Genomic DNA, 26,126 nt, shown 5'->3' with positions numbered 1-26,126 from the left:
AAATAAGCAGAGGAAGTATGAATCAAGAAATGCAAGATCAACTCAACGGCGCTAGGAACCTATTCTTTGGTTTTCTAAAAGGCGTTGATAATCGATTCAATATCGAGCTTCCCGATTATATCTATCATTACACGTCGGTTGAGAGTTTTTACTCCATGGTCGAGTCCGATACAATTCGTATGTTCACTATTAGTAATTTTGAAGATCAATTAGAACGGAAAGTTAAGTTAGATATCGAAAGCAGAATTAGTGGTTGTATCACGAATAATGAGACTCTTGAAAAGCACGACTTTGCAAATGTAGTCAATTCTGCATTGTCCAATGATCACGTTTTCATCCAATCTAACACTACGACAAGTCGTAATGAGTACTTATGGGAAAATTATGGTAACGCAGGCAAAGGGATATGTCTTCGTATCTCGACAGCCAAATATATAGCCTACTTAGAAGAGACTCTTGAAGACTTTGAATTACTCCCAGATTATCTGAAGTGCTGCTACATATCATACGACGATGCTTGGTTAAATTCGTTTTTGGAGATGTTACTTCCTGCAATACAGGCAGCTAATCCTAAGTTAAATAATATGGCGACTACAATCTGGTTTTTCTTCTTGGAGTACTGGAGAAACTTTATCAAATCTCCAAAACCGTACGAAAAAGAAAAAGAGTTTCGTTTCGTAGTTTCTGACAACTTTTCGCTGTTCTTATTTTTTTGCAGTCAGTTAGCACGGTGGGGCTTGTTTACTACGAAAGACTCTGATGCATTGGCAGACGCTTTCTTTAGTGAATACAGTAAACGAAAGCAAGAATTACATAAGAAATTAGGTTTTACGCTTACAGAACATTCAAGTTATGTGACTATCCCGTTTTCAAGTGTCGTTGATTCTGTATTAATTGGACCAAACTCAACAATGACAAAGTCTGAGATATCGAAAGGTACAAACTACAAAATTAGAAAAAATCAGATCGAGCGAATGTTGGGTCGCTTATAACACATATGAGCCCTTCTCCGGTCAATAGGCAATAGCATTTTTTGGCTGCGACAGCAGCCAATGCTCTCGAACAACAAAGTCGTCTACTTCGTTCTGTCATTTCCGCCATTAAGTCATTGCTTACGGCAAACACATATAGAAGATCTCTTACCGCGGTCTCACCGCTGCCTGCCAATCATGTGACAGGGCCATTTTCTCGTTCCCACGCTCCCGCGTGGGAATGCATATCTAGTTATCATTCAGACACTGAATGTTCCATAACCTGAGTAAAATCACGCCGTCTAGAGTATTGAACCGGATTGTTCGCTAAAGATATTGACGCTGTCCGCGAGTGTTAGAACAGAGATCAAGTGCAGTTCGGTGATCTTTTGGCGAATCGTGCCCATGATTCAAAATCCATATACATTCCCACGCAGGAGCGTGGGAACGAGTTAATGGAACAATCTCCAGCGGAACCTCCCTCGTCGTGACTGAGAAGGTTGGGTGTCCAAACAAGGAGCCGTTATAGAACGTTGAACTTGAAAAAGTAAATGTCTCGAGTTTTGCTCCGATCAAATAGTGCCAAATATTTTGCAACTGTTCTTTGCGTTATGTGAAATAAACCTGAAAAACTTAGGAAGGAAATTACTATGAAGCGAGCTGGATCTGTTTGCCCAGAGTGTGGTTCTACCAAAACACCACACAAAGAAAAAATCATGGGGTAAGACACACAAGATCTAATTTGTGCTGATTGTAAACATATTGGTTGGTGGGCTGACTTTCAGCCTGAAAATCAAAAGAATAAAAAAGATAAGGGTGAGTGATCACCTGTCCTCACACAACAAGCAAAGGCAGGATCGCCCTTCGGACTGGACGCGCTAGCGCGCGCCGGTGCTTCGGGCGTTTTTCAAAAAAATGGGCATCCCTGCCATACTTTTTAAGCGAGTTCCAACCAGAATATCTCGAGCTCTTTGATTTCGTTATTTATTCTGTCATAGATTTTTTCGTAGTTACCATTGAAGAAGTACTCTTTTCCTGAGGTTAAGTCTAAAACTGAATATTCAAAGCCACTGTCATTAATTGAATCCTCCATCAAAGCACAGATAATGTTCGCTCTTTCCTGAGTCATTTTGTCACTATTACTAAAATGGAGTTTAACTAGGCGTGGCTGCCCGTCTAAGACTACATGTAGTTCAGGGTTACAAGTGATGCTCGTTTGTGAAAAGTTATAGTGCTCTCTCGGTGGATCAAAAGCCTGAATATTTTTACCAGATTGCCAATCTTTAAAAGTATTGACAATCATTTCATAATTCCGCTTTTTACTTCCTTCCTGGCGGTTGCAAATCGTGTAGAGGTGAGAAATGTGTCGTTTTGCAATGAAAAGACGTTTAATCGAGTTTCGTAACGGACCATAGTAGTCGCGAAAAGCTGCGTAAGGTTCGCGTTTAGCGATGTTTCTTACCCTTGTCTGCTTTGGTTTTCCTGAAGTTACAACAATCAAAGAAAAATCGGAAACACTTAATGTAGGCATTCAAACTCCTCAGTTATTGGCTTGATGCTACATTATCATTTAGGCTATGTGTTGCAATATAACATTATTATATTTATGGATATTTCATTTGGTTTCATCTGAAAATGTGAAATATCTATATATTGTGTTTTTACTTTGACACTGGCACTACATGTGGCGTTTATGGCTAAAGCATATAAGGCTTTCTCCGGTCAATAGGCAATAGCATTTTTTTGGCTGCGCCGGCAGCCAATGTTCTCGTACACGATAAATCGCGAGAATCGCTTGGCGTTCGGGTGATTTAACAGGAATGAACCGGCTGTTTGAACGCTGAACAGCGTCACAAATGGCAACGGCATCGTTCAGGTCATTTTTCCCTTTTGTGCGATAAGAACCGATTTACTTTGCGGCCATGATACGGTTATTGTGGCCGAGCTTGTTGAATTCTCTAGCCCAATAATGTGCACCACTACAGGACTCAATACCTATGTACATCGTAGGCATATTTGCTAATGTAACCAGTCATTTGGTGCGTGAAACAGATTTATGGAGAATGACTTTCCGTGGTCATCCACCGCGTGAAGAGAAAAGTAGTGCTTGGCGAGATAAACGCCACAAAATAATTGAGTGGACATGGTTACCTCCGTTATTAAAGGTCGCTCCTAAGTGTGGTAGAGCTTCAAGAGGGGGGATCTACGTCATTCGTTATGTTTTAGGGAGAAATCAAGTGGTTGAACGGATTAGTTACGAAAGCTTACCTCAAATCGCAGGGCCTTACGTCCATGCAACAAAGCACAATAAAACGCTTTATATATCAGGGCTTACAGCCTATGGAACTGAAGCTCAATCCTTTGGTCTGACAGAGCAAACTAAAGAGATTCTGGAGCAAATCTCAGAAGTACTTAGGCTAGAGAAACGCTTAAAAAGCGATCTGGTGAAACTAACAATTTTTGTTCGTGATATGTCAATGTTAGGCAGCATCCGAGAGTTACTTTTTAATTTCTATGACGACAATTTACCAGCATGCTCACTGGTAGAAGTATCCAAGCTAATTCATGCGGACTTGCAGATAGAAATTGAGGCCGTCGTAGCGCTGTAAGTACTCGCGGATTCATTGTTTCATTCTTACTCTGGCTCAACTTACTCTGCAAGGTACATTTCAACATTACCTCATGATACGGCGGAAACCACGCTCGCGAAAACTGGGCAAGGGAGAAAGTTCTATTTGGAGCATACTCCCAAAATGCTTGTCTATGGTAAGTCTATCGATGCACCTCTGTCGACTGACACAACTGCATCCAAGCCTCGGCGGTGCGTGAGACATAACGCTCGCCGTGCCAGACTAAGCCGAGTTGCCATTCAATCGCCGGGCTTATTGGTTTCACTAGCAATAACTCACTGTCTTCCAAGCTGGCGCTGAGGCGCTGGCATAGGGGCGCGGGTAAAAACGCTACCCCTGCCCCACTTTTCACTAAAGCGGCTAAAAAGTCCCACTGACTGCTACGCGCGGCAATGGTGGGCTGATAACCGTGCTCTTCACAGCGGGCGATAATTCGATCACTTAAGGTAAATTCAGCGCTATACAGATAAAACGGCTCGTCTTTGACTGCCTGCCATGTCAGGCTTTTTTGCGCACGCCACGCGGCTTGGTTAGGTAGCACTGCATAAATGGGGTGAGTTTGTAAGGGTAAGCTTTGCAAGCACTCAGGCTGGGTGTCGGTGAGCATGGTGATTGCCACATCAATCTCGCCATTGATCAATGCTTGTTCGGTACGCCGCCCCCCGTATTCAACAATACTGAGCGCCACGTTCGGATATCGTTGGCGGTACTCACGCAACACGTTGGCGTACAGCGGCCCTATCATCGGTGGCATCCCCAATCTAAGCTGGCCGCGCGCCAGTTGGTTGAGATCGTCGAGCTCGGAATTTAGCTGCTCGAACTCAGCAATAATGCTCTGCGCACGCTGATACACCACTTCACCAGCATCGGTTAACCAAAACCGCCTTCCCTCTCGGTGCAACAACGGCTGACCTACATCTTGCTCAAGGTTACGCACCATTTTGCTGATTGTCGGTTGCGTCACATGCAACGACGCCGATGCGGCAGTAAAGCTCTGCTTTTCCACCAAGGCAATAAAATAGCGCAACGCACGAATATCCATAAACGGCCCTTAAAAGCTAATCGTTAACCATGCCATTTTGGCATAGTTGATGGCGAAAAAAGCAGAGAAACTGGCACTTCTTACCATGCGTCACTAGGTTACACTTTCGGTAGCATGAAGCAGTCTCTCATTAAGTCTCGCTCACCGCGTTTGATACCTGCTCCTTTTGCCAAGCGCTCCCATTTAGACACGGCCTGGGCGACTTGACGATAAATTTTGTCAGCTGTTTTCACATCAAGTTGAAAGTACTCCGCCACCTCAAACGCTAGGTCAATATCTAAAGCATTATCTTTGTCGTCAATATTTAAGTGCAGACCGTGGGCATGTTGTGTTGAATTGATGTCGTAGGCGGGTGACAGTCGCCAACCTGTCATGTCAAAAATAAAGCCATGATTACGTAGGTGATCGTCACTATTGGCAACCATGATATTAAACAGCATACGTCTCCAAAGCTGTGCCAAGTCCGCCCGCGTATTAGAACCATTCTGGATAAGAAATTCCGCTAACTCTAAGTAGCTCGCTCCATCATCATTGCCATCGAAATATTCAAGCTGTGTCATTGCTGACGTAAATTGCAGTCTCCTGCCGTCATCGGTACGATCAAATCGCTTAGTCAGGAAAATATGGTGGTCTGAACCAATGGCCTGCACTTTACATTCAGCCATATTGATCCCAGAGTCCAAGGCCATTTGGTAAACCAAGTATTCCCACAGGCCAATATCATAATCGTCATACCGACTTGGAAACTTTGCCAGCCATAAAGTACCATCGACATCTCTTACAGAAGCTTTCGGCCTAGCTCCGCCCAACGATGACCCTGGTGAGATAAGCATATTCAACCATTTGAGGTAGTCAGGATTATCAAAGTCGGGTTTGTCCTCGATGCCTTGCGCTGCACATTCTAGCTCCGCGAGTGAAGTCATAGCCGGAGCCGCCAGATCGTCATTGTCGTCAAGAAAACTGCCACCATGCTCGGTGCAAAACCTTAAAGCGCCCATTCTAAAAGAGTCATGAACACCGAGGAGATAGTCGGTTTCGTACAATGTGTTCGCTCTACGTCCCTCAATGCGGGCTATAACAGCCTCTCGACGTTGCATCAGCAAGCGCCCCCATCGATCAGGGCAAGAATCCAAGAATATCTTGAAGTTTTTGTCATCTTCAGCGTGCTGCTCGCCACTATATAAATGAAGGCAAGGGTCGATTTGAGAAGCATACTTAGATTTAAGCCAGGTCTTGTCATAGCAAAAGCTGAAATGCTCTTTACCACGGATTCGCGATGCTCTCAGTGTCCCAATAAACAAGGGCGGCTCAGTTTCAATCCAATCAGCGTAGACAAAGATTTCCATTCGTTTGATGCCCTATCGTCTCGTTTTCAACAACTCGATATCTTGCAGTTTCCTACCAAGTTCATCATCGAGCGCGACTTTACCTAGATCGTCTAACAAACCTAGTACGGCGAGCACATTAACATAATGGCCTAACGACACTGTCGGATCGCCTTTTGTGATTTTTCGTAGCGTTGGTTTCGAAATCCCTGTGCGCTGATGCATTCTATCTTGACTGATCCCTCGACGTTTCATCGCCAATAAGATGTTTTCACCCAATTGATGCAATATTTTCATCTGCCGCGGGAACACAGTGGCACCGCGTTTGGGTGGCGCTTCCTTATCATACTTCATCATAATGAAACTAGAACTCGATAAAAACTCAATATGTAAAAATATAGTTTCACATTAAAAAGAAATCAAAGACAATCTGCTAAGACTCGATTTGTCAAAGACAACATGACGGACTGCCCATAAAAATGAAACTATAAATTATCTTTAAGGATATATATGAAAACATAGTTTCACTTTTAGTGCCAGGCATGTATGACGAAAAACTGATTCCTCACGGGACTAGGTCGTCGCTAACGCAGCTTTATTGCTCAACAAATCATGCCATTTTGGCATAGTTTAAATAAAAAAAAGTCACTTTATTCACTCTCTGCCAAGACGTAAACTATGAGCCATCTCACAGATTCTTGGCACGCCTTCGATGCAATTGATTAAAAACGCCTTACTTACCTTACTGCAAGTCTTTGTCTTAGCAGGCATTTGGTTTTTGTCTGATTGGTTGGTCACAACCTTTGCTATTCCACTACCGGCCAACCTCACCGGTATGTTGCTGTTGTTAGGTGCATTAATGTTGAAAATTGTCAGTGCCGATTGGTTACGTCGCGGGGCAGCGTGGCTGTTAGCCGAGATGTTGCTGTTTTTTGTGCCGGCGGTAGTGGCGGTGGTCAATTACCAAGATTTATTGCTGCAAGAAGGCGGTAAGATCATGGTTGTACTGATTTTAAGTACCGCGATGGTGATTGCGTCAACCGCTTGGGTGGTCGATAAAGTGTATCGTTTTGAGGTTAAAATGGCGCGCCGCCGCAGTAATCATCATCACACGCATCATCCTGATCTAAAACCGGAGTGCTAAGCCATGATGTCTGCTTTACCTGCTTGGCTTCACGCCTCGTTATTAAGCGTTACCTGCTTTTTAATGACCCTTGGCTTTTATTACATGAGCAAATGGCTGTATCGCCGTCATCCCTCCATTCTGGTAATGCCATTGTTGCTCGCGCCCTTGCTGATTGTCGCGGTGGTGGTTGGGTTTAATATCCCGTATCAAGACTACATGGCGCAATCGTACTGGCTGCTGTGGCTGCTGGGCCCAGCGACTGTGGCGTTTGCGATCCCCGTGTATGATAACCGCGTACTCATCCGCCGCCATTGGTTGTCGCTATCGATAGGCGTCACAGTGTCTGTGCTGGTCGCCATTACCAGTACTGTGGTGCTAGCGCGGGTGTTTGAGCTGTCTGAACTGCTACAACGCAGTTTGGCGATGCGCTCAATCACCACACCGTTTGCTGTAGAAGCTACCAAAGCGATTGGCGGGCAAAGCGATCTCACCGCCCTGTTTGTGGTTCTCACTGGGGTGATTGGCATGGCGATTGGTGAAAGTATTTTGACCGTGATTGCGATTCGCTCGCGCTTAGGACGCGGCGCAAGTTTGGGCGCATCAGCACACGGAGCGGGCACCGCTAAAGCCTATCAGATCGGCCATGCCGAAGGGGTAGTGTCGAGTGTGGTAATGATGATTGCGGGCATGGTCACTGTGTTGCTTGCGCCTGTGTTGGGTCAGCTGCTTTGGTAGGTGATCGCTAAGGGTGTTTCTGCGCTACGTTATCTGTAACAACAGAAAAGTGGGAGAGGATGAAAGTTTCTGCTTGTCGCGCAGGTCTTTATCCTCACCAACCCCAATAACGAGGCGATCATGAAACAGCACAAGTCAATGTGGCGCGTTATCGCGTTTACAGCGTTCAGTTTGCTATCGATAGCAAGTTATGCGGCGGTGAAAGACACTGCCACCACGTCACAAGGCTACCAAAAGGCGACTCTTGCCGGCGGCTGCTTTTGGTGTACGGAAGCTGATCTTGAAAAACTCGACGGCGTGATTGATGTGGTATCTGGCTACTCGGCCGGTGAGCTTGAAAATCCCACCTATAAAGAGGTTTCGTCCGGCACCAGTGGCCACATTGAGGTGATTGATGTCACCTATGATCCAAAAGTCGTGGATTACGAACAGGTGCTCGATCAGTTTTTCCGTCATATCGACCCCACCGATGACCAAGGCTCGTTCGTAGACCGTGGCCCGCAATATCGTCCCGCGATCTTTTATCGCTCTGAAACACAAAAACAAATTGCTGCCGATTTTATGGCGGAAATTGAAGCGTTAGGCGTGTTCAAACAGCCGCTGAAAACCGAGCTGATCCCGTTCGAGAAATTCTGGCCAGCAGAAAGCTATCATCAGGATTACTACAAAAACCACAGTGTGCGTTACAGCTACTACCGCTATGCCTCAGGGCGCGACCAGTATCTGGACGAGATTTTTGGTGACGATCGCAAAGACAATCCGGTCACCTTGCGAGAAATGATTGATGCGCAAAAAGCGGAAGAGATGACAGCAACGAACACCCGCTACTCGCGCCCCTCGGATGAAAAAATTCGCGCGATGTTGTCAGACATCGAGTACGAAGTCACGCAAAAAGACGGTACCGAACCCGCGTTCCGCAACCCGTATTGGGACAACAAGCAAGCTGGGATTTATGTAGATATTGTTTCGGGTGAGCCGCTGTTTTCCTCCACCCATAAATACAAATCCGGTACCGGCTGGCCGAGCTTCACACAGCCCATCAATGAGCAGTATGTGATTACCAAGCCGGATAACTCCCTGTTCTACACGCGCACCGAGGTCCGTAGCAAGGTTGCCGATTCGCACCTTGGCCATGTGTTTGAAGATGGCCCCGCCCCCACAGGCTTGCGCTATTGCATGAACTCAGCCGCGATGCGCTTTGTGCCGGTCGATAAAATGGCCGAGGCGGGTTATGAGGATTATCTTTATCTGTTTGAATAACGCAACCAGTGCGTGATTGGCTTGTAAACCTGCGGTAGAGTAAAGCTCTACCGCTTTTTTACGCGAGGCATTGGATGCACACGATATTGATCACTGGATTTGAACCCTTCGGCGGCGAGAGCGATAACCCGTCTTGGCAAGTGGCAAAAGCATTAGAAGGCTGGCAGCCTAATGAGGAGTGCATCGTTAAAGCCGTGCGGCTGCCCTGCACCTTTGACGACAGCTTATCGACGTTACACAGCGCGTTGGAATCGCTCAGTCCGGTGATGGTGATCGCCCTTGGCCAAGCCGGTGGTCGCGCTGAGCTAAGCTTGGAGAAAGTAGCGATCAATTATCAGGACGCGCCCATTCCCGACAACGCCGGCAAGCAGCCTCATGGCACGCCGGTGGTGTCATCTGGGCCCAATGCCTATTTTTCTACCTTGCCGCTCAACCGTTTAGTAAACGCGTTAAACGAAGCCCATCATCCTGCCAGTATTTCTTACACCGCGGGCACCTTTGTGTGTAATCACGTGTTTTATGGCTTGATGCATGCGCTGGCTCATCATACTGAGGTACGCGCCGGCTTTATTCATATTCCTTACAGCCCAGCACAAGCGTGTAAGCACCGCGCCCCGAGCATGCCGGTAAGTGATGTGGTGGCAGCGATGAAGATAGCCATCGAGTTGAGTTTATTGGATGATGATGTCACCGCCGTGTGTGAAGGAATGTTGCACTAACGCGCGGTAGATGGCGCTCAGACGATGAAGCTCAAACAATGACGCCTAGCAGCGGAGCACAGTTGAGGATACCGTGCTCCTAACCTAATTGCTTAGAACAGCCACTCAGTGACGAGATCGTTGTCAGTCAGCACGCTATCGAGAAAGGCAAACAAGTGCGCATTCATCGGAGCCGTATCAAAGGCGCGAATGGAGGCAGGGTCTTGAATAAAGCGCTTGTTAGCGGCCTCACCCTCTGGATAGGCGGCGTGCAGTAAGCCTTCAACCGCCAGAGGCGTCAACTCAAGGTGGCATTGAAAGCCATACACCCGTGGTCCGTACTTCACGATCTGTCGCGGACAGCCTTCGCTGCTAGCCAATACACGACTATTTGGTGTCAGCCCTGGCATATCATTGTGCCAATGGCCCACAATTTCTTGCGGCGCGAAGTGCGGAATGTGCTCGTCGATGTGGCCATCTTCGCTTAGCTGGATGGGGAAGTAGCCAATCTCGGGCTCAGGACTTTTTTGATACGGTGCGCCCAAGGCTTCACCAATCAGTTGCGCCCCAAGGCAAATGCCTAATACCGCACTGCCTTGTTCGATACACTGCTTAATCAGCGCTTGCTCGCGCTGGCTATCAAAGTGCGGGCATTCAGATTGTGGCGTATCTGGACTTTGCGGCCCGCCGAGTACCACCAGCAGGTCAATGCCTTCAGCGCTTTCTGGCAACGGCTCGCCCCGATACAAATGACTGGTGGTCACATGATAGGCACGCTCGTCACACCAATCTAAAATGGCACCTGGGCCTTCAAACGCCTCGTGAATAACAAGATGGACGCGCATTCCTCTCTCCTTGGGATTTGTTTTACGCACGATTGTGCTAAAGCATACTATATTGAGCCGCGGCCTCAAGCCTTGCCCACCACGAGTGGCGGCCTTGCTATAAACGCTTGAGTTAGCAACTGAAACAGCTGTTCGGTTGCCGGCAGTTCATCTAGGTGCGCGGCTAATGGAGTATGCACCTTAGCCTCAATGCGATCAGGGTGACCACAAAGCTGATTACACAGCGATACAGGGGCAACAATATGTTGGCAATCCGCATCAATCAGCAAACACGCTTGCGCCAGCATTACGGTTTGTTTGGCTGAGCCTGCTCCCGTGCCTAAATGCAGAATACGCTGGGCGGTTCCCACCACTTTTTTGCCGGCAATATTGAGGTTGTAGTCACCATCACAATACGATCCGGGCGTGTCGCCTATCGTGGTCGTAATGCCTAACTGATGGAAAAAAGACTGCAAAATGGTGCAAAAATACTGGTACGCCGTTTGGATATGATAAGGGGTGTTATTCGGCCACACCGTCAGGTAAGACACGTTGATCACGCCGGGCAATTGCGGCACCGGCGCCCCGCCTGTTCGGCGGCTCTGTACTTGCCAACCTAAAGCTGATAGAGCGCGGCGCAACTCAGGGGTTTGTGGCCATTTTTGGCCCGCCGGCAGTACCAAGGTTTGCGCATCTGGCTGCCAAAGCAGTAATGCCTCGTTAAGTTCGCCCTGCTCTACTCGTTGGATCAGCGCCTGCTCTTTCTCAAATGCAGACGCCACCGACAACGAGGGATAACGCAAAATCGTTTTTTGAGTCGCCATCATGCCCTCGCTATCGTCACGTTCACTGATTGCGCAATTAACCGAATAAGCGCTGCCAAATGCTTGGGTTGCGTTTGTCGTGGTACTCTTCACGCAAGGCATCAATTTGGCGCAAACCTTGTTGCGCCTTATCGAGGTCGCCTTCGCTGAGCGCGGCATCAATTTCCTCTACCGTCACCGCCAGTTTATCGAACCCTTCCATGAAGGTCTCTGCTTTTTCCGGTGGATAGCTACCCGCTTTAGCTTGCGCGATCAGGGTTTCTAATTTCGCAACTGGTGCTTGCATGGCTTCGATACTTTGTGCGCTCGCCGCCTCTTTAAAGGTCATTTTCATTTCTTTCATGATCGGCTTGAGTTCAGAGGCCGAGACGTTCAACGACAGCAGGACCGCCACCGCGCCCGTGAGTATGACTTTCTTCATTTTTGCTCCATGTGATTGTTTTTTAGTAATAATAATGCGTCTCTATCTTACTCACTTCTCGGAGTATTGCCTAGCGTAGAAGCGTAAAACAATGTAAAGCACTTACACATCCCGAATCTGGATGGTATGATTAATTGTAAATGATAATGATTTTAAGTTAGATAATATGAAACAGCCGAACTATCACCTCACTCACGTTATTGATACCCAAACCGTCACACCTAATATGCAACGCTTGACCTTACAAAGCGACGCTTTCGCGGATTTCCCAACGGAGTGTGAAGGCGGCTATATCAAGCTTCTGTTTGATAAAGCGGGAAGCACGGATCTGAGCGGATTAGCAGAAGGCGAGCGCCCTGTGATGCGCACCTACACCATTCGCCGTTTTATGCCTGACCAGCAGCAAATTGAAGTAGATATGGTTCGCCATCAAATCGAGCAAGCCGATTGTGGCTTTGCCGCGCGTTGGGCACTGAATGCCCAAGTAGGTGATACCATTAATATTGCCGGCCCAGGGACGATTGCGCCGATTAATCGCGACGCGGATTGGTTCTTTATGGCGGCCGACATGACTGCATTACCCGCGCTATCAGCCAAGATCAAAACCTTGCCTCGCGATGCCAAAGGTTATGCAGTGATCCAGCTCGATACCGCAGAGGATGCTCAACCACTCGACGCCCCGGCGGGGATGGAGATTATTTGGCTGACCACACCGACATTGGCCGAAACGGTAAAAGCACAGCCTTGGTTAGCAGGGCAAGTGTCCGTGTGGTGTGCCTGTGAATTTGAAAGCATGCGCGCACTGCGCCAATACTTCCGTAACGATCGTGATGTTGAGCGTGAGTTTATCTACATCAGCAGCTATTGGAAAAATGGCGTGACCGAAGAAGGCCACAAAGTGATCAAGCGTGAAGATGCTGAGAACAATCAGTGAGCCTGAGCACCTCGTTTTTATCGATATTGAGCGTGCTTATCGCGTCTCTACCCGTATAAAAAAGCGCCGATAACGGCGCTTTTCTCGTTTCAGAGGGATACCCTTTGATTACTTACCCTGCTTGTCGAGTAAGTCTAAGAAGAAGGCATATTCCAGTGCGTCTTCTTTAATGCGCTTAAAGCGTCCCGATGCGCCGCCGTGGCCGGCTTCCATGTCGGTTTTAAACACCAACGTATGGTTGTCGGTTTTGAACTCACGTAGTTTCGCGACCCATTTCATTGGCTCAAAGTACTGCACTTGTGAGTCATGCAGGCCTGTGGTGACCAACAAGTTAGGGTAATCTTGCGCGCTGACGTTGTCGTACGGTGAATAGCTGAGCATGTATTCATAGTAGGTTTTGTCATTCGGATTGCCCCACTCGTCATACTCGTTGGTGGTCAGTGGAATCGACTCATCCAACATGGTAGTGACGATATCGACAAACGGCACATGCGCGGCCACCCCTAAATAAAGCTCTGGCGCTTGGTTGATGATTGCCCCCATTAACAGACCACCAGCTGAGCCGCCGACGGCAAACACCTTGTCTTTATCGCCATAGCCTTGCGCAGTCAGCGCTTTGGTCACATCAATAAAGTCGTTAAAGGTATTCTTTTTGTTGAGTTTTTTGCCATCGTCATACCAAGGGCGTCCCAGCATTTCAGAGCCGCGAATATGAGCAATAGCAAAGACAAAGCCACGATCTAACAGGCTTAAACGCGTGGTGGAGAACATGGGATCCATGGTCGCGCCGTAGGAGCCATAGCCGTATTGATAGAGCGGGTTGGTGCCATCTTTTTTGAAGCGATCTTTACGGTACACCAAAGACACAGGCACTTGCGCGCCATCGCGTGCGGTGATCATCAACCGCTCGGATTGGTAGTTGTCCGGGTTGAAATCGCCCAGCACTTGGTTTTGTTTGAGCATTTCACGCTCGCCCGACGCCAAGTCAAACTCATAATACGTGCCCGGTGTGGTCAAGCTGGTGTAATACACACGTACCGCAGAGTTGTCCATTTCTGCATTGCCGGTCAGGTAAGACGCATAAGCCGAGTCGTTAAACCTCAGCTGATATTCCTCCCCAGTGGTGAGGTTACGCACCGTGGTACGCGGCAAGCCATTTTCGCGCTGTTCGTAGACCAAGTGGTTATCAAATAGCGTAAAATCAACTAACTGCACCTTATCGTTTGGTGCGATTACATCTTGCCATTGGCTGCGATCGTCACGCTCGCTTTGGTGTACCTTCATCAAGCGGAAGTTCACCGCTTGATAGTTGGTATAGATGTAATACCACTCACCACGCTTTGCCACTTCATATTCGATGCCAGTTTCTCGCGGATAAAACGCTTCGGCGGTAGCACTCGGATCATTGGCATCCACGAGCGATACGCCGCTGGTTTCAGTGCTGGAGTGCCAAATAAAGATCTGCTCACCGTCTTTGCTTTTACTCAAGCCGGTGTAGTAGCTGGTATCCGTTTCTTCGTAAATTAACGCATCATCGGATTGCGGGGTGCCCAAACGGTGGCGATACACCTGATACCCCAGCAAGGTTTGCGGGTCTTTTTTGATATAGTAGAAGGCTTGGTTATCGTTCTGCCACACAATACTGCTCGAGGCGCCTTCAATCTTATCATCGAGGTACTCACCGGTGGTGAGGTCTTTGACTTGAATAGTATAAACGCGGCGGCTGAGGGTATCTTCCCCATAGGCTAATAGGTTTTCGTTTGGGCTGACGCTGAGCTGGCCAATGCTGTAAAACTCATGCCCTTTCGCGAGCGCATTGACATCCAAAATTACCGTTTTGTCGGTGCCGGCAAAGTCTTTCGCACGCACGTAAGTGCGATATTCATTATCGCCTTCCACTTCACTGGAATAGAAATAACTGCCCTTTTTAACCGGGACCGAGGCATCGTCTTTGACGATACGCCCCTTGATTTCATCGAATAGCTTGGCCTGCATTGGCTCAGTGTGCGCGAGCACCTGATCGGCATAGGCGTTTTCTTGATTAAGATGGGCGATCACGTCAGGATCTTGGCGTGCATCATCACGCATCCAATAGTAGTTATCCACGCGCGTGTCGCCGTGAATGGTCATTTCATGAGGGATTTTTTTTGCGACAGGCGCACTCAGTTCGCCTGGGCTGGAAGCTTTCACGTGTGACTCTCCTTGAAAACTGCACCCTGAGAGCAAAGACACCGCCAGTGCTCCGGTGAGTAAAATGTGTCGGGACATACTTTTCCTTCAGGTTTATTTAGCCATAACAGTAATTTAACAAACAAGCATTACTTTACTGACCTGAGGGCATCAAGCAAGTTCCAATAAACAATCTTCTTTTTATCGTTCGTCAAATGACTCTCATTCTTATGTGTCCAGGGTGCAAACATCATTGTATTTAGCTTTAAACGGCAAATTACCGCGTTTTAGCCACCTGGGGGTTAATCGCCGGTACGAGCATCATCGCCGATTGGGCGGCGACATCAATATGTTGCCCGCTCGACACCGTGACGCCCGATAGCATATCGCGCCAATCATTTTCCAGCGTCACTGAGAGTGATTGCGGCTCCAGGGATTTATTTAACACCAATATGCCTGCCTCGCCCCGTTGAATCACCAGCCAATCATCGGTCGCTTCCAAGACGCTCATGGGCTCACCATGGGTTAAATTATGAAAGGCAATCATTGTCACCATCTTTGGATCGTGCCACGCATTTAACCACCGTGGTTGGCCGTTCACTCCTTTGATACCACTAGTATCAAGATCGGTATAAATCAGGGGAACGCCACCATCACGCCCCAAGATATACGCGTAAGCAAGCCACTCGCTCGCTTCGTCCATCACCAAATCCAAGAATACATCATTGTTGGGAATGTCATGGGTAATGGCAAAAGTGATTGCACGCCCTTTCGATAAGGCTTGCCCGAAGCAATAAGGGTCAATCAATGATTTAAGGCTGCCCTGGTTGGAAAAAACATGGTAGAGCGTTGAGAAAAGCGGAAAATCATAAGCGCCCAAACACGTCTGTTGTAAATAGGGAGCAAGAAACAATTCATACTCTGCTTTGCTCGCGCCACCGTCGGTGATGATTTCTCCAAAAATATGCGCATCATGGGTGATGTCATCGGTCCATACGCGCTTGAGGTGCTCTAGTGTCATGTGCTTAGCCGCATCAATCCGAAACCCTTTTACGCCAATGGCTTTTAACGCCTTAAGATAGGCGCGTTGCTGCGCTATCACATGATCACATACACGCAGTGTTGGCAATCCCGGATCGCTCGCCCCGCCGCTAATACGCCCGTTTTGTACTTGCCACCGATCTTTCCAATCTTGTATCCCAAATGCGTCGACGAAGTCATGCTCAGTAAAGAGTGGCTCGGATAAATCACCAAACAAGGTCAGTGTACGATAGTGGTCTTCGTGCGCGTGATAGGCCGCCCTCACCGCTTGGCTAGGATAATTTAAGTCGCTGCGAACATGCGCTTCATTGGCCATATGATTGAAGACCACATCGACGTAAGTAAGCACACCAACACGGTTTAACGCTTCAACCATTGCTTTAAAGTCCGTGGTGTTACCGAGTGCATTTTCAATCACACGATAGTCTTGAGGTTGATATCTCAGCCACCAGCGTTCGTCTTGCGCACTTTTCATCGGGGGAGATACGAGCACCGAGCCATACCCTAACGCCCTGATCTCCGCGGCACGTTGGGCAACATCCGCATACTTCCAATCAAAAGCATGTAAGATAACGTTGGCTCCTGATGATTGGGGATCTTGCAAGCCGTTCATGTCTTTCTCCTCATCGCGTTCGCGCATCGAGTGTGTTGCCGTTATGGGGCTTATTCAATAAGTCAAAATTATAAGCGCTATACGCATGCCGCCCTCCTCCTTTGGCCACTTGTATGAGGATGATAAGCAAGGCGTAGTCAGTGTTTCGCTGAGGATTAAGAAACCCTCGTTGGCCTGTATAACGGATGCCAAAACAGTGAGGGACGAAATAGGTTTGGCTCTTCAAGCTGGTTCGTAACCAGCTTTGCTCAAGGAATGGCGTGTAGGAGTGTACTCTTTAAATGTGTTTTTCCCTTCATGCTTGGCACAATAAAGGGCATCATCCGCTTGCGCCAACAAGCAATCAATTATGACAGTTTCAGCGTCCTCGCGCCGATGCTATCCATAGATCGTGAGCGATAGGATTAGTTGCGATACAAGACCTTGATAATGTGCCAGCCGAATTTGGTTTTTATCGGCCCAAGCGGGCGCAATAACTCACCACTGAATACGGCTTTATCGAAAGGGGGTGCCATGTCACCGCGACGAAATTCGCCTAAATCCCCGCCTCGCTTACCCGAGGGGCATTGCGAGTACTTCTTCGCGAGCGTTTGGAAGTTTGCACCTTTTTTAAGCTGATCAAGCAAAGAGGTTGCTTGCGACTTATCGTTCACCAGTATGTGAAGGGCTGCTGCTTTCTTGGCCATCGGGATGCCTCATGAAATTAAAGCCGCTCAGTATACCGGATTTCTTTAACTGAATAACAAGAATTGTGCGTCGACCAGCGCCGAAGCGCGCGAAGGGAGTCTAAGCAATGATGTCGGCGAGTATGACGGTTAGCGCGAAAAACAAGCACATATTACTTAGAGGTGGAAGCATAAACTAGAAAAAAGCGGCTTACCCCAGCCTTTTTAATGCCAGCTCTATTGAGTTTACTCATGCTCAATCACGTTTGATTTCTATCCGTCGCTATTGCAACAGCCCCCCTTAAAATGCTGATTTGATCGCATTTTGATGCAAAAGAACACGTTATGGAGTACCGCGTTTATCGTCATAAAAAGTATCAAAAAGAGATCTAAATCACACTGCTGGCACGTTGATATTCATCTGACTTTAATGTTTACACCTCTGATGGTTAAGCTGTCTGTATTATCTGCTATTTGTTCAGAAACATCGGCAGATGCTTTTACGGGTATAGGAGAGACAGGCACTTGCTGCCACCTCACTCGATGAGAAACCGATCTCAATCACACTCTCGTTAACCACGAGTGAAAGCTAATCCACATATCGGAGGGACATGATGTCCATTTACAGCCACCTTAAGCAATTGACTGCAATTTCATGCGTTGCCGCCGCGTTAGGCTTCTCAGCCATGGCCAATGCCGACACTTGGCGTTATGCCCACGAGGAGTACGAAGGTGACGTGCAAGACGTCTATGCACATAAGTTCAAAGAATATATTGAGGAGAACTCTGAGCACACACTGCAAATTTATCGTTTCGGTGAACTCGGTGAATCCGACGACATCATGGAACAAACGCAGGCAGGTATCCTTCAGTTTGTAAACCAATCACCTGGCTTTACCGGTTCGTTGATCCCAGAAGCACAAATCTTTTTTATCCCTTACCTGATGCCGACGGATATGGAAACTGTGATTGAGTTCTTCCGTCAGAGTAAAGCGGTGAATGAAGACTTCCCCGAGCTGTATGAAGAGCAAGGCCTTGAGCTGCTCAAAATGTATCCTGAAGGCGAAATGGTGATGACGGCGGACGAGCCTGTGACTGAGCCTGCCGATCTTCAAGGTAAGAAAATTCGCGTCATGACTAACCCACTGCTTTCATCAACGTATGAAGCCTTTGGTGCGACGCCAACGCCATTGCCATGGGGTGAAGTATACGGCGCACTTCAAACCAATATGATTCAAGGTCAAGAAAACCCGATTTTCTGGATTGAGTCAGGCGGTTTGTACGAAGTGTCACCTAACCTGATCTTTACGCACCACGGCTGGTTTACCACCGCCTCAATGGCAAATAAAGACTTCTTTGACGGCTTGTCATCCGACGAGCAAGCGATGATCCGCGATGCCGCTGACTATGCGTTTAACGAAACGGTTGAACACATTCGCGGCTTGGCTGAAAAATCGCTCGAGAAAATCAAATCATCGAGTGATGAAGTCACTGTGACACGCTTGACTGATGAGCAAATTGAGAAGTTTAAAGCACGTGCGCCACAGGTAGAGAAAACCTTCTACGAAATGACCGGTGAAAGCGGTAAAGCACTTCTTAACCAGTTTAAGAAAGACTTGGACGCTGTTACTAACTAGTCGCTAATCACTCAGGCACCGTGTCATGCGGTGCCTGTTTACTCGAGGAATACGTAATGACCGATTCCGACTCTCTCACGTACCACTCCGAGCTTCCCGGCCTCCTTGGCAAACTGGATACCCTGATTTGTAAAATCGAGTCCTTTATGTTGGCCGCAGGTGTGCTCCTAATGGCCCTTAATACCTGTGTCAATGTCATTGCTCGCTTTGGCTTTGGGCAGGGCTTGTTTTTTTCTGGCGAAATCAATCGCATTTTAATTGTTTTAATCACCTTTGCAGGGATTGGCTACGCGGCGCGTCATGGTCGCCACATCCGTATGTCTGCCCTGTATGACACCCTGCCTTTCAAAGGTAGAAAAATTTTAATGACAAGCATTGCGCTGATCACAGGCCTTATCATGCTGGTGTTGGCGTATTTTTCTTATCAATATATTGTCTCCGTTTATGACCGCGGTCGTATCTTGCCAGCACTTGGCTTCGAGATTTGGTGGATTTATATCTGGGTACCACTCGGCTTTATCGTCACCGGCATTCAGTACTGGTTGACTGTCTATAAAAATCTCACCTCGCCCGATGTTTACCTCTCCGCTGGCGTCCTCGATGGTTACGCTGAGACAGAAAGTGAAGTTTAAATAGGCACCTACCACTATGGCCATGACGTTAATGCTCATCATGATTGTCTTGCTCGTGCTTGGCTTTCCAATGATGGTCCCTTTGATTGCTGCCGCGCTAACCGGTTTTTACATGATGTTTGGCGGCGTTGGTCAAATGGATACTTTTATTCAGCAAGTGCTGGGAGGGATCCGTCCTGCCTCACTGATTGCTGTTCCTATGTTTATTCTCGCCGCCGATATTATGACGCGGGGGCAATCTGCTAACCGCTTGATTGATATGGTCATGACCTTTATTGGTCATATCCGCGGCGGGTTGGCGATCAGTACCGCCACCTCTTGTACTCTGTTTGGTGCCGTGTCTGGTTCAACGCAGGCAACCGTGGTAGCGGTTGGCTCGGCATTGCGTCCAAAGCTGCTTCGCGCAGGCTACAGCGACTCTTTTTCGCTCGCGTTGATCATCAACTCCAGTGATATCGCCTTTTTGATCCCACCCAGCATCGGGATGATCATTTACGGGGTGATCTCAGAAACCTCCATTGCCGAGCTATTTATTGCCGGGATTGGTCCTGGGTTAATGATTCTGACCTTTTTCTCGCTCTACTGCTTGTATTACGCCACTGTCCACAAAGTGCCGACAGAGCCTAAAGCGAGCTGGAGTGAACGGATTACCGCTACACGAAAAGCGTTATGGCCACTGATGTTCCCACTGATTATCGTGGGTGGGATTTATGGCGGTGTCTTTAGTCCCACAGAAGCGGCCGCGGTGTGTGTGCTTTATGCGATGATCTTGGAATTTGGTGTCTTTCGTTCACTAAACAGCAAAGATGTGTTCACGATCGCGCGTTCAACTGGCTTAATTACCGCTGTGGTCTTCATTCTGGTCGGTGTCGGGAATGGCTTCTCTTGGATCATTTCTTTCGCGCAAATTCCGCAAACCATTCTCGAGGCAGTGGGGATAAGTGAAATGGGCCCGATGGGCGTATTGGCCTCCATTTCAATTGCCTTTTTTGTCGCCTGTATGTTCGTTGACCCGATTGTGGTTATCTTGGTGCTCACGCCTATATTTGCACCTGCGATAGAAGCCACTAGTCTTGATCCTGTACACGTCGGGATTGTGATCACCTTGCAAGTGGCGATCGGCTCAGCAACGCCTCCGTTTGGCTGTGATATTTTCACCGCTATTGCGATTTTCAAAAAACCCTATTGGGAAGTTATCCGTGGAACGGGGCCATTTATTGCAATGCTGCTTCTGTCAGCGGCATTACTGGTGATGTTCCCTCAGATTGCGTTATTCCTGCGTGATATTGCGTTTGGGTAACTAAACAACAGGAGTGATTGGATGTTTAAACGAATACTAGTTGCCGTCGATGGCTCATATTCTGCGTTAAATGCGTTAGATAAAGCGATTGAGTTGCAACAACTCACCCATGCTGAGCTCTACTTATTGTGTGTGTTTAAACATCACAGTTTGTTTGAGGCATCACTATCGATGGTTCGCCCCGATCGGTTGCAGATCCCAGACCAGACCCTGAGCGAATACGCCCGCAATATTGTTGAGCAAGCCAAACAACATGCAGTCGAAAACGGTGGCGAGAGTGTGCGCGGATTTGTCAAAGGCGGGCGCCCTTCCAAAACCATCATCAAGTTTGCGAAAAGCAAAGAGGTGGATTTGATTGTGATGGGCGCGCATGGCACCCACTCAGACAAAGACGGTATGTTTCTCGGCAGTGTCTCCCATCGTGTGGCAGGGCGGGCACATTGTCCCACTATGGTGGTTTAATCACCCGTGATGGCGTTTTCCGCGTTGTAACGCACTCTCATCACAACAAGAAAAAGGCCAGTATCGAAAGATGCTGGCCTTTTTTATCACTGTTTGCAGCGCTTTTATTGTAGGTGGAAATAATGACTATTTAGTACCAGATGAACACCGATAGAGGCAAGGTAACCGAGCATGATCACCGGTGCCCATTTTAGGTGGCCAAAAAAGGTGTATTTGCCGTGGGCTTGTCCCATCAAGGCCACCCCGGCCGCTGAGCCTAACGACAACAAGCTACCACCAACACCCGCCGTTAACGTCACCAATAGCCAGTTACCGTGCGACATCTCAGGGCTCATGGTTAATACCGCAAACATGACCGGAATGTTATCCACCACCGCAGATAAAATCCCAACCAGTGTATTCGCCCAAATAGGATTCCACTCGAGATACATCACATTCGAGACGAGCGATAAGTAACCAATCAAGCTAAGGCCGCCAACACACATCACGACCCCATAGAAGAAAAGCAAGGTATCCCACTCCGCGTGCGAGATGCGACGAAACACATCAAAAGGCACCACTGAGCCTAGGCGACGTAATGCCGCTTCGTCATTCTTCGCCTCCGCAATCGCACGCTTACGTGCCAATGAGCGCGGCAGGGTACGACGCAAGTAAAAGCCGAAGAACTGCAAGTACGCGAGGCCCATCATCATACCCATCACCGGTGGGAAGTGAATAAAGCCATGGAACGCAACCGCAGTGGCAATGGTGAGTAAAAACAACACCATAATACGACGCGCGCCACGTTTAAGCTCGACATGCTCTTGCATCACATCCGGTTGTGTACGTGGGATAAATAGCGACATGATAAAGGCGGGGATCACGTAATTGACCACAGACGGAATAAACAAGGCCCCAAATTCGGCAAAGGTCACTTTACCCGCCTGCCACACCATCAAGGTGGTGATGTCGCCAAAGGGACTAAATGCACCGCCGGCGTTTGCCGCCACAACAATGTTGATACAAGCCAGATTAATAAACCGAGGGTTATCACCGCCAATTTTTAGCACAATGGTACACATTAACAGTGCAGTGGTAAGGTTATCCGCCACTGGCGAGATAAAGAAAGATAGGATCCCAGTAATCCAAAACAGGCTTCTCAAATCGTAGCCTTTACTCAAAATCCACGCTTTCAAGCCATCGAATAAACGCCGTTCTTCCATCGCCGAGATATAGGTCATGGCCACCAACAAGAACAGCAATAGCTCGGCGTACTCCAATAGATTGTGCTCCAGCGCGGCATGCGCCGGTGCCATATTGCCCCATTGAGAGTAAGCAAAACCAATGAGTAGCCAAATCAAGCCAGCCGCCAGCAAAACAGGCTTCGATTTTCGCAAGTGAAGCTTTTCTTCTAGCATCACTAAGCTGTAAGCAACCGCAAAGATTGCCAAAGACGCATAGCCCACCCAAGACTGAGTTAAATCCAGTCCTTCTCCTGTCGTAGCGGCAAAAGCCGTTGGCGATACCATTGCCAACGCCGCAACCAAACGCTTCATCCTTGAGCCTCCAAATTTTGTTTCCTTACTTCTGATATGACAATTACGTCGTGTTAATCAGCCTGTTTCCGACTGTTTATTGACCGACCACCCGCCATAGAGACAAATCGCGTCGCCTCGGCGTGGTGACACATTTCTCACCATTAAAAGACAGTTTAAAAAGCGTGCTCTGTGGCAATCGTGCAATGTATCAATTGTTTATTTTGCACGGATAGGTCACCGCAGAACAAAAGCGAACATAATATTAACAAATATGGCGTTAACGTCTATTACTAAGCACGTTTCAACCGCAAAAAAGAGGTGACATGGGTTACTGTCAAGATTAATAATATCAACTTACTAGTTGATAATCGCTGTCATAGTCAGCAAAAATCGACTAGATTTAAATAAAAAGTGAATGATTTTAGTCATCCTCATTGAAAAAACCAAAAAATAACACTTACACAACATCGCAAACGCATCATTGCTATCTTGCTGGGATGCATAGTTCGAAGAAGGGAGTCACTATGAAAGCACCTAAACTCGCGGCCATCGTCTGCGCGGCTGCGCTGTCAGTGGGAACGACCACCTCCGCCCTGGCTGAAACGGCGCGTGTCGCCGTCTCTCAGATTGTGGAGCACCCGGCACTTGACGCCGCCCGCAATGGTCTATTGGATGGGCTAATTGCCAAGGGTTATACCCAGGGCGAGAATCTCGATTTTAAATATCAAACTGCACAAGGTAACCCCGCTATCGCGGTACAAATCGCTCGCCAGTATGTCGGCGAACAACCGGATGTACTTGTCGGGATTGCGACGCCCTCTGCACAAGCACTCGCGGCCGCTACCCGTGATGTGCCAGTGATTTTCACCGCCGTAACCGACCCTGTCGGCGCTAAGCTGGTCAAAAACATGGATGCCCCGAGCGGCAATGTCACAGGCCTGTCTGATCTTTCCCCTGTGGCCCAACACGTCGCACTGGCCAAAGAACTTTTACCCAATCTTTCCTCTATTGGCGTGGTGTACAACCCGGGCGAAGCAAACGCAGTGACCTTAGTCGAACTTCTCAAAGAAGCGGCGCAGCAGCATGGGATTAAAGTGGTCGAAGGGACAGCACTAAAAAGTGCCGACGTCCAGTCTGCCGCACAAGTCGTTGCGACACAGTCTGATGTGATTTATGCCCCAACAGACAATACAGTCGCCAGTGCCATTGACGGCTTAGTGGCAGCGGCCAATTCAGCTGGCAAACCCGTCATCGGCGGCTCCACCTCTTATACCCCTAATGGTGCCGTGGTGGCATTAGGCTTTGATTACTACTCGGTTGGCGTACAAACCGCAGATTATGTTGCCGCAGTGCTGGAAGGCAAACCGATTTCATCATTGCCAGCTAAAGTGGCGGAAGGGTCAGACCTTGCTGTCAATCGCGCAGCGGCTAAGAAACTCGGCCTCGAGGTGCCTGCGTCTATCTTAGATCGCGCCTCACGCATCGTAGACTAGTTTGTATCAGTCTTGGAGTAGTAAATGACTGCAATTGCGTTCTTCGGCACCTTAGAGGTTGGGCTGATCTATGGCTTGGTCGCTCTCGGGGTCTATCTAACATTCCGTGTTTTGGATTTTCCTGATCTGACCGTTGACGGCAGCTTCCCAATGGGTGCTGCCGTCGCAGCAACCATGATCGTCGCTGGCTATAACCCATGGCTAGCGACGGCAGTGGCTATTTTGGCCGGGGGGATCACCGGGCTCGTCACCGCCTTTTTGACCGTAAAATGCGGCATCCTCAATTTACTCTCGAGTATTTTGACCATGATTGCCGCTTTCTCTATCAACATCCGTATCATGGGGCGCCCCAATATCGCTTTGCTCGGGGAAGAAACCATTCTCACCCCGTTCGAATCACTCGGGATTGCCCCAGCCTATCTTCGCCCCTTAGTGGTGGGCGTATTAGTGATTATTAGTGGCCTCCTCGTCATCCGCTTATTGGCCAGTGACTTCGGTCTTGGGCTACGTGCCACCGGGGTCAACGCACGGATGGTGAAAGCCCAAGGTGGGAGTACCGCGATGTATACCTACTTTGGTCTTGCGCTATCCAACGCCTTTGTCGGCTTTGCGGGGGCATTATTTGCGCAAACCAATAGCTTTGCGGATGTAACCTCTGGCGTCGGCACCATTGTGGTGGGGCTCGCCGCGGTGATATTGGGGCAAACGCTCATCCCTGGGCGTAAAGTCTGGGTAGCCGTTGTCGCGGTTATTTTAGGCTCTATCCTCTATCGTCTCGCCGTCGCATTCGCGCTGTCGAGTGGTATGTTTGGCTTGCAAGCCTCTGATCTCAACTTGGTGACCGCGGTACTGGTTGCCGTTGCGCTCATTGCGCCTAAAATGCGCCAGCAATATCAAAAGTCAAAACGTGCGAAACAGGCGGAGGTGTCAGGATGATCTCGCTTAACAACATTCAAGTCACCTTTAATCCTGGGACCGTGCTGGAGAACCGCGCGTTACGAGGCGTTAATCTCACGATTCCTGAAAAAGAGTTCGTCACCATCATTGGCTCCAATGGCGCGGGGAAGTCGACCTTGTTGGGTGCAGTGACAGGTGAAACCCCGATGATTGGTGGTCAGGTCATGATTGACGACATCGATGTGACGAAAAAAGCCGTTCACCAACGAGCCACCCTCGCCGCTCGTGTGTTTCAAGATCCACTTGCGGGTACGTGTGCCTCGTTAACCATTGAGGAAAACTTAGCCCTAGCCTATCGGCGTGGAAAAGGCCGGGGCTGGACACGTGCGCTTGGCAGTAAACGGCGTCAATTATTCCAAGAGCGCATTGCGATTTTGGGGTTAGGGTTAGAAGATAGGCTCGGTGACAGCATCGGCCTGCTTTCAGGGGGCCAACGCCAGGCGGTAAGTTTGGTCATGGCAACACTGTCAGACAGTAAGCTCTTACTGCTTGATGAACACACCGCAGCGCTGGATCCACGTATGGCCGCATTCGTGATTGATTTGACCAAAACCATCGTCAATGAGTTTAACCTCACGGCGATGATGGTCACTCACTCAATGAAAGATGCCTTGGCCTGTGGCGATCGCACCGTGATGTTACACCAAGGCAATATTGTTCTCGATGTGCACGGTGATGAACGCAAGAATATGGATGTCCCGCATCTGCTGGAAATGTTCAATAAAGTCCGTGGCGAAACCCTTGCCGACGACAGTTTGCTGCTCGGCTAACTCAGCCTTTCACATCAAGGAAAACAGACGGCGCTTATTTTCGAATAAGCGCCCAATTTTCTATTCTTGTTGCCAGATTT

Annotated in this window: 25 protein-coding genes and 1 pseudogene; 14 read left to right on the top strand and 12 right to left on the bottom strand. The window is 48.4% G+C overall.

All coding sequences use genetic code 11. The features are described from left to right. Nucleotides 1-17: 17 nt before the first annotated feature. The gene (locus tag EHW58_RS00285) at nucleotides 18-992 is read left to right on the top strand and encodes a hypothetical protein (RefSeq protein WP_152793908.1); all 975 of its coding nucleotides are present in this window, start codon (nucleotides 18-20) and stop codon (nucleotides 990-992) included. 916 nt (nucleotides 993-1,908) lie between these two features. Here EHW58_RS00285 and EHW58_RS00280 read toward each other — a convergent pair. Both EHW58_RS00280 and EHW58_RS00275 read right to left on the bottom strand, forming a co-directional pair. Next, nucleotides 1,909-2,502: a hypothetical protein gene (locus tag EHW58_RS00280; RefSeq protein ID WP_077458418.1), complete on the bottom strand. Its 594-nt coding sequence runs from the start codon at nucleotides 2,500-2,502 to the stop codon at nucleotides 1,909-1,911. Between the two features lie 225 nt (nucleotides 2,503-2,727). Further along, nucleotides 2,728-3,116, bottom strand: a pseudogene (locus tag EHW58_RS00275) (IS110 family transposase); the annotation flags it as partial. Nucleotides 3,117-3,208: 92 nt separating this feature from the next. Between EHW58_RS00275 and EHW58_RS00270 the strand changes: the two are divergent. Beyond that, nucleotides 3,209-3,580, top strand: coding sequence for a RidA family protein (locus tag EHW58_RS00270; protein ID WP_370517807.1), 372 nt, complete (start codon nucleotides 3,209-3,211; stop codon nucleotides 3,578-3,580). Between the two features lie 163 nt (nucleotides 3,581-3,743). On the opposite strand, the gene EHW58_RS00260 is transcribed toward EHW58_RS00270, so the two are convergent. From EHW58_RS00260 to EHW58_RS00250, 3 genes are all read right to left on the bottom strand, one after another. Next, nucleotides 3,744-4,643 (bottom strand): LysR family transcriptional regulator, encoded by a 900-nt coding sequence (locus EHW58_RS00260; RefSeq protein WP_152793906.1) that lies wholly within the window; start codon nucleotides 4,641-4,643, stop codon nucleotides 3,744-3,746. 98 nt (nucleotides 4,644-4,741) lie between these two features. Beyond that, entirely contained in the window at nucleotides 4,742-5,989 is a 1,248-nt protein-coding gene (locus EHW58_RS00255; RefSeq protein ID WP_152793904.1) for a type II toxin-antitoxin system HipA family toxin, read from the bottom strand. A 12-nt stretch (nucleotides 5,990-6,001) separates the two neighbouring features. Further along, on the bottom strand, nucleotides 6,002-6,265 hold the full coding sequence (locus tag EHW58_RS00250; protein ID WP_051503382.1) for a helix-turn-helix domain-containing protein: 264 nt from the start codon (nucleotides 6,263-6,265) through the stop codon (nucleotides 6,002-6,004). A 415-nt stretch (nucleotides 6,266-6,680) separates the two neighbouring features. On the opposite strand from EHW58_RS00250, the gene EHW58_RS00245 reads away from it, so the two are divergent. From EHW58_RS00245 to pcp, 4 genes are all read left to right on the top strand, one after another. Then, complete coding sequence (locus EHW58_RS00245; RefSeq protein WP_152793902.1) at nucleotides 6,681-7,112, top strand: CidA/LrgA family protein; 432 nt, start codon at nucleotides 6,681-6,683, stop codon at nucleotides 7,110-7,112. A 6-nt stretch (nucleotides 7,113-7,118) separates the two neighbouring features. After that, nucleotides 7,119-7,829, top strand: coding sequence for an LrgB family protein (locus tag EHW58_RS00240; protein WP_152794536.1), 711 nt, complete (start codon nucleotides 7,119-7,121; stop codon nucleotides 7,827-7,829). Between the two features lie 120 nt (nucleotides 7,830-7,949). Next, complete coding sequence (gene msrB, locus EHW58_RS00235) at nucleotides 7,950-9,089, top strand: peptide-methionine (R)-S-oxide reductase MsrB (RefSeq protein ID WP_152793900.1); 1,140 nt, start codon at nucleotides 7,950-7,952, stop codon at nucleotides 9,087-9,089. Between the two features lie 74 nt (nucleotides 9,090-9,163). Continuing rightward, nucleotides 9,164-9,808, top strand: coding sequence for a pyroglutamyl-peptidase I (pcp, locus tag EHW58_RS00230; protein ID WP_152793898.1), 645 nt, complete (start codon nucleotides 9,164-9,166; stop codon nucleotides 9,806-9,808). A gap of 92 nt (nucleotides 9,809-9,900) precedes the next feature. Here the strand turns inward: pcp and EHW58_RS00225 are convergent, their stop codons facing one another. The 3 genes from EHW58_RS00225 to EHW58_RS00215 form a co-directional block, all read right to left on the bottom strand. Next, the gene (locus tag EHW58_RS00225) at nucleotides 9,901-10,632 is read right to left on the bottom strand and encodes a gamma-glutamyl-gamma-aminobutyrate hydrolase family protein (RefSeq protein WP_152793896.1); all 732 of its coding nucleotides are present in this window, start codon (nucleotides 10,630-10,632) and stop codon (nucleotides 9,901-9,903) included. Between the two features lie 65 nt (nucleotides 10,633-10,697). Next, nucleotides 10,698-11,435, bottom strand: a complete 738-nt coding sequence (locus EHW58_RS00220; RefSeq protein ID WP_370517815.1) for a biotin/lipoate A/B protein ligase family protein — start codon at nucleotides 11,433-11,435, stop codon at nucleotides 10,698-10,700. Between the two features lie 37 nt (nucleotides 11,436-11,472). Continuing rightward, nucleotides 11,473-11,856, bottom strand: coding sequence for a cytochrome b562 (locus EHW58_RS00215; RefSeq protein WP_152793891.1), 384 nt, complete (start codon nucleotides 11,854-11,856; stop codon nucleotides 11,473-11,475). A gap of 166 nt (nucleotides 11,857-12,022) precedes the next feature. Here EHW58_RS00215 and EHW58_RS00210 point away from each other — a divergent pair, with 166 nt between their 5' ends. Further along, the gene (locus tag EHW58_RS00210) at nucleotides 12,023-12,790 is read left to right on the top strand and encodes a siderophore-interacting protein (protein WP_077480470.1); all 768 of its coding nucleotides are present in this window, start codon (nucleotides 12,023-12,025) and stop codon (nucleotides 12,788-12,790) included. A 108-nt stretch (nucleotides 12,791-12,898) separates the two neighbouring features. On the opposite strand, the gene EHW58_RS00205 is transcribed toward EHW58_RS00210, so the two are convergent. The 3 genes from EHW58_RS00205 to ppiC all read right to left on the bottom strand — a co-directional run bounded on the left by EHW58_RS00205 (nucleotide 12,899) and on the right by ppiC (nucleotide 17,299). Further along, nucleotides 12,899-15,058, bottom strand: a complete 2,160-nt coding sequence (locus EHW58_RS00205) for a S9 family peptidase (RefSeq protein ID WP_152793889.1) — start codon at nucleotides 15,056-15,058, stop codon at nucleotides 12,899-12,901. 178 nt (nucleotides 15,059-15,236) lie between these two features. Beyond that, on the bottom strand, nucleotides 15,237-16,613 hold the full coding sequence (locus EHW58_RS00200; protein WP_152793887.1) for an alpha-amylase family protein: 1,377 nt from the start codon (nucleotides 16,611-16,613) through the stop codon (nucleotides 15,237-15,239). 404 nt (nucleotides 16,614-17,017) lie between these two features. Then, entirely contained in the window at nucleotides 17,018-17,299 is a 282-nt protein-coding gene (ppiC, locus tag EHW58_RS00195; RefSeq protein WP_046075958.1) for a peptidylprolyl isomerase PpiC, read from the bottom strand. 590 nt (nucleotides 17,300-17,889) lie between these two features. On the opposite strand from ppiC, the gene dctP reads away from it, so the two are divergent. From dctP to EHW58_RS00175, 4 genes are read left to right on the top strand one after another with little or no spacing between them, the layout of a single operon-like run. Continuing rightward, nucleotides 17,890-18,915, top strand: a complete 1,026-nt coding sequence (gene dctP / locus EHW58_RS00190) for a TRAP transporter substrate-binding protein DctP (RefSeq protein ID WP_227986255.1) — start codon at nucleotides 17,890-17,892, stop codon at nucleotides 18,913-18,915. A gap of 56 nt (nucleotides 18,916-18,971) precedes the next feature. Then, entirely contained in the window at nucleotides 18,972-19,547 is a 576-nt protein-coding gene (locus tag EHW58_RS00185) for a TRAP transporter small permease (protein WP_046075960.1), read from the top strand. 16 nt (nucleotides 19,548-19,563) lie between these two features. Continuing rightward, nucleotides 19,564-20,847, top strand: coding sequence for a TRAP transporter large permease (locus EHW58_RS00180; RefSeq protein ID WP_077579285.1), 1,284 nt, complete (start codon nucleotides 19,564-19,566; stop codon nucleotides 20,845-20,847). Nucleotides 20,848-20,868: 21 nt separating this feature from the next. Beyond that, complete coding sequence (locus EHW58_RS00175; protein ID WP_046075962.1) at nucleotides 20,869-21,309, top strand: universal stress protein; 441 nt, start codon at nucleotides 20,869-20,871, stop codon at nucleotides 21,307-21,309. Between the two features lie 104 nt (nucleotides 21,310-21,413). Here EHW58_RS00175 and nhaD read toward each other — a convergent pair whose 3' ends face one another. Next, nucleotides 21,414-22,844 (bottom strand): sodium:proton antiporter NhaD, encoded by a 1,431-nt coding sequence (gene nhaD, locus EHW58_RS00170; protein ID WP_077668577.1) that lies wholly within the window; start codon nucleotides 22,842-22,844, stop codon nucleotides 21,414-21,416. A 506-nt stretch (nucleotides 22,845-23,350) separates the two neighbouring features. Between nhaD and EHW58_RS00165 the strand changes: the two genes are divergently transcribed. From EHW58_RS00165 to EHW58_RS00155, 3 genes are read left to right on the top strand one after another with little or no spacing between them, the layout of a single operon-like run. Continuing rightward, nucleotides 23,351-24,319, top strand: a complete 969-nt coding sequence (locus EHW58_RS00165) for an ABC transporter substrate binding protein (RefSeq protein ID WP_046075964.1) — start codon at nucleotides 23,351-23,353, stop codon at nucleotides 24,317-24,319. Between the two features lie 24 nt (nucleotides 24,320-24,343). After that, complete coding sequence (locus tag EHW58_RS00160) at nucleotides 24,344-25,255, top strand: ABC transporter permease (protein ID WP_152793885.1); 912 nt, start codon at nucleotides 24,344-24,346, stop codon at nucleotides 25,253-25,255. After that, nucleotides 25,252-26,046, top strand: a complete 795-nt coding sequence (locus EHW58_RS00155) for an ABC transporter ATP-binding protein (protein WP_046075966.1) — start codon at nucleotides 25,252-25,254, stop codon at nucleotides 26,044-26,046. The genes EHW58_RS00160 and EHW58_RS00155 overlap by 4 nt, the downstream gene beginning before the upstream one ends. Nucleotides 26,047-26,126: the final 80 nt, after the last annotated feature.

Source organism: Salinivibrio sp. VYel1 (assembly GCF_009377945.1).
In the GTDB taxonomy this organism is placed as follows: Bacteria; Pseudomonadota; Gammaproteobacteria; order Enterobacterales; family Vibrionaceae; genus Salinivibrio; species Salinivibrio siamensis.
Note: the sequence above shows the minus strand (reverse complement) of the source record. Positions and strands in the feature narration are given on the sequence as shown.

What these genes read in the sequence shown, in the direction of transcription:
- EHW58_RS00200 (WP_152793887.1), bottom strand. Translation starts at nt 16,613, where the DNA reads ATGAACGGCTTGCAAGATCCCCAATCATCAGGAGCCAACGTTATCTTA.
- EHW58_RS00155 (WP_046075966.1), top strand. Translation starts at nt 25,252, where the DNA reads ATGATCTCGCTTAACAACATTCAAGTCACCTTTAATCCTGGGACCGTG.
- EHW58_RS00245 (WP_152793902.1), top strand. Translation starts at nt 6,681, where the DNA reads ATGCAATTGATTAAAAACGCCTTACTTACCTTACTGCAAGTCTTTGTC.
- EHW58_RS00220 (WP_370517815.1), bottom strand. Translation starts at nt 11,435, where the DNA reads ATGGCGACTCAAAAAACGATTTTGCGTTATCCCTCGTTGTCGGTGGCG.
- EHW58_RS00215 (WP_152793891.1), bottom strand. Translation starts at nt 11,856, where the DNA reads ATGAAGAAAGTCATACTCACGGGCGCGGTGGCGGTCCTGCTGTCGTTG.
- EHW58_RS00250 (WP_051503382.1), bottom strand. Translation starts at nt 6,265, where the DNA reads ATGAAAATATTGCATCAATTGGGTGAAAACATCTTATTGGCGATGAAA.
- EHW58_RS00260 (WP_152793906.1), bottom strand. Translation starts at nt 4,643, where the DNA reads ATGGATATTCGTGCGTTGCGCTATTTTATTGCCTTGGTGGAAAAGCAG.
- msrB (WP_152793900.1), top strand. Translation starts at nt 7,950, where the DNA reads ATGAAACAGCACAAGTCAATGTGGCGCGTTATCGCGTTTACAGCGTTC.
- EHW58_RS00210 (WP_077480470.1), top strand. Translation starts at nt 12,023, where the DNA reads ATGAAACAGCCGAACTATCACCTCACTCACGTTATTGATACCCAAACC.
- EHW58_RS00175 (WP_046075962.1), top strand. Translation starts at nt 20,869, where the DNA reads ATGTTTAAACGAATACTAGTTGCCGTCGATGGCTCATATTCTGCGTTA.
- nhaD (WP_077668577.1), bottom strand. Translation starts at nt 22,844, where the DNA reads ATGAAGCGTTTGGTTGCGGCGTTGGCAATGGTATCGCCAACGGCTTTT.
- EHW58_RS00225 (WP_152793896.1), bottom strand. Translation starts at nt 10,632, where the DNA reads ATGCGCGTCCATCTTGTTATTCACGAGGCGTTTGAAGGCCCAGGTGCC.
- EHW58_RS00285 (WP_152793908.1), top strand. Translation starts at nt 18, where the DNA reads ATGAATCAAGAAATGCAAGATCAACTCAACGGCGCTAGGAACCTATTC.
- dctP (WP_227986255.1), top strand. Translation starts at nt 17,890, where the DNA reads ATGATGTCCATTTACAGCCACCTTAAGCAATTGACTGCAATTTCATGC.
- EHW58_RS00240 (WP_152794536.1), top strand. Translation starts at nt 7,119, where the DNA reads ATGTCTGCTTTACCTGCTTGGCTTCACGCCTCGTTATTAAGCGTTACC.
- EHW58_RS00160 (WP_152793885.1), top strand. Translation starts at nt 24,344, where the DNA reads ATGACTGCAATTGCGTTCTTCGGCACCTTAGAGGTTGGGCTGATCTAT.
- ppiC (WP_046075958.1), bottom strand. Translation starts at nt 17,299, where the DNA reads ATGGCCAAGAAAGCAGCAGCCCTTCACATACTGGTGAACGATAAGTCG.
- EHW58_RS00280 (WP_077458418.1), bottom strand. Translation starts at nt 2,502, where the DNA reads ATGCCTACATTAAGTGTTTCCGATTTTTCTTTGATTGTTGTAACTTCA.
- EHW58_RS00205 (WP_152793889.1), bottom strand. Translation starts at nt 15,058, where the DNA reads ATGTCCCGACACATTTTACTCACCGGAGCACTGGCGGTGTCTTTGCTC.
- EHW58_RS00185 (WP_046075960.1), top strand. Translation starts at nt 18,972, where the DNA reads ATGACCGATTCCGACTCTCTCACGTACCACTCCGAGCTTCCCGGCCTC.
- EHW58_RS00180 (WP_077579285.1), top strand. Translation starts at nt 19,564, where the DNA reads ATGGCCATGACGTTAATGCTCATCATGATTGTCTTGCTCGTGCTTGGC.
- EHW58_RS00165 (WP_046075964.1), top strand. Translation starts at nt 23,351, where the DNA reads ATGAAAGCACCTAAACTCGCGGCCATCGTCTGCGCGGCTGCGCTGTCA.
- pcp (WP_152793898.1), top strand. Translation starts at nt 9,164, where the DNA reads ATGCACACGATATTGATCACTGGATTTGAACCCTTCGGCGGCGAGAGC.
- EHW58_RS00255 (WP_152793904.1), bottom strand. Translation starts at nt 5,989, where the DNA reads ATGGAAATCTTTGTCTACGCTGATTGGATTGAAACTGAGCCGCCCTTG.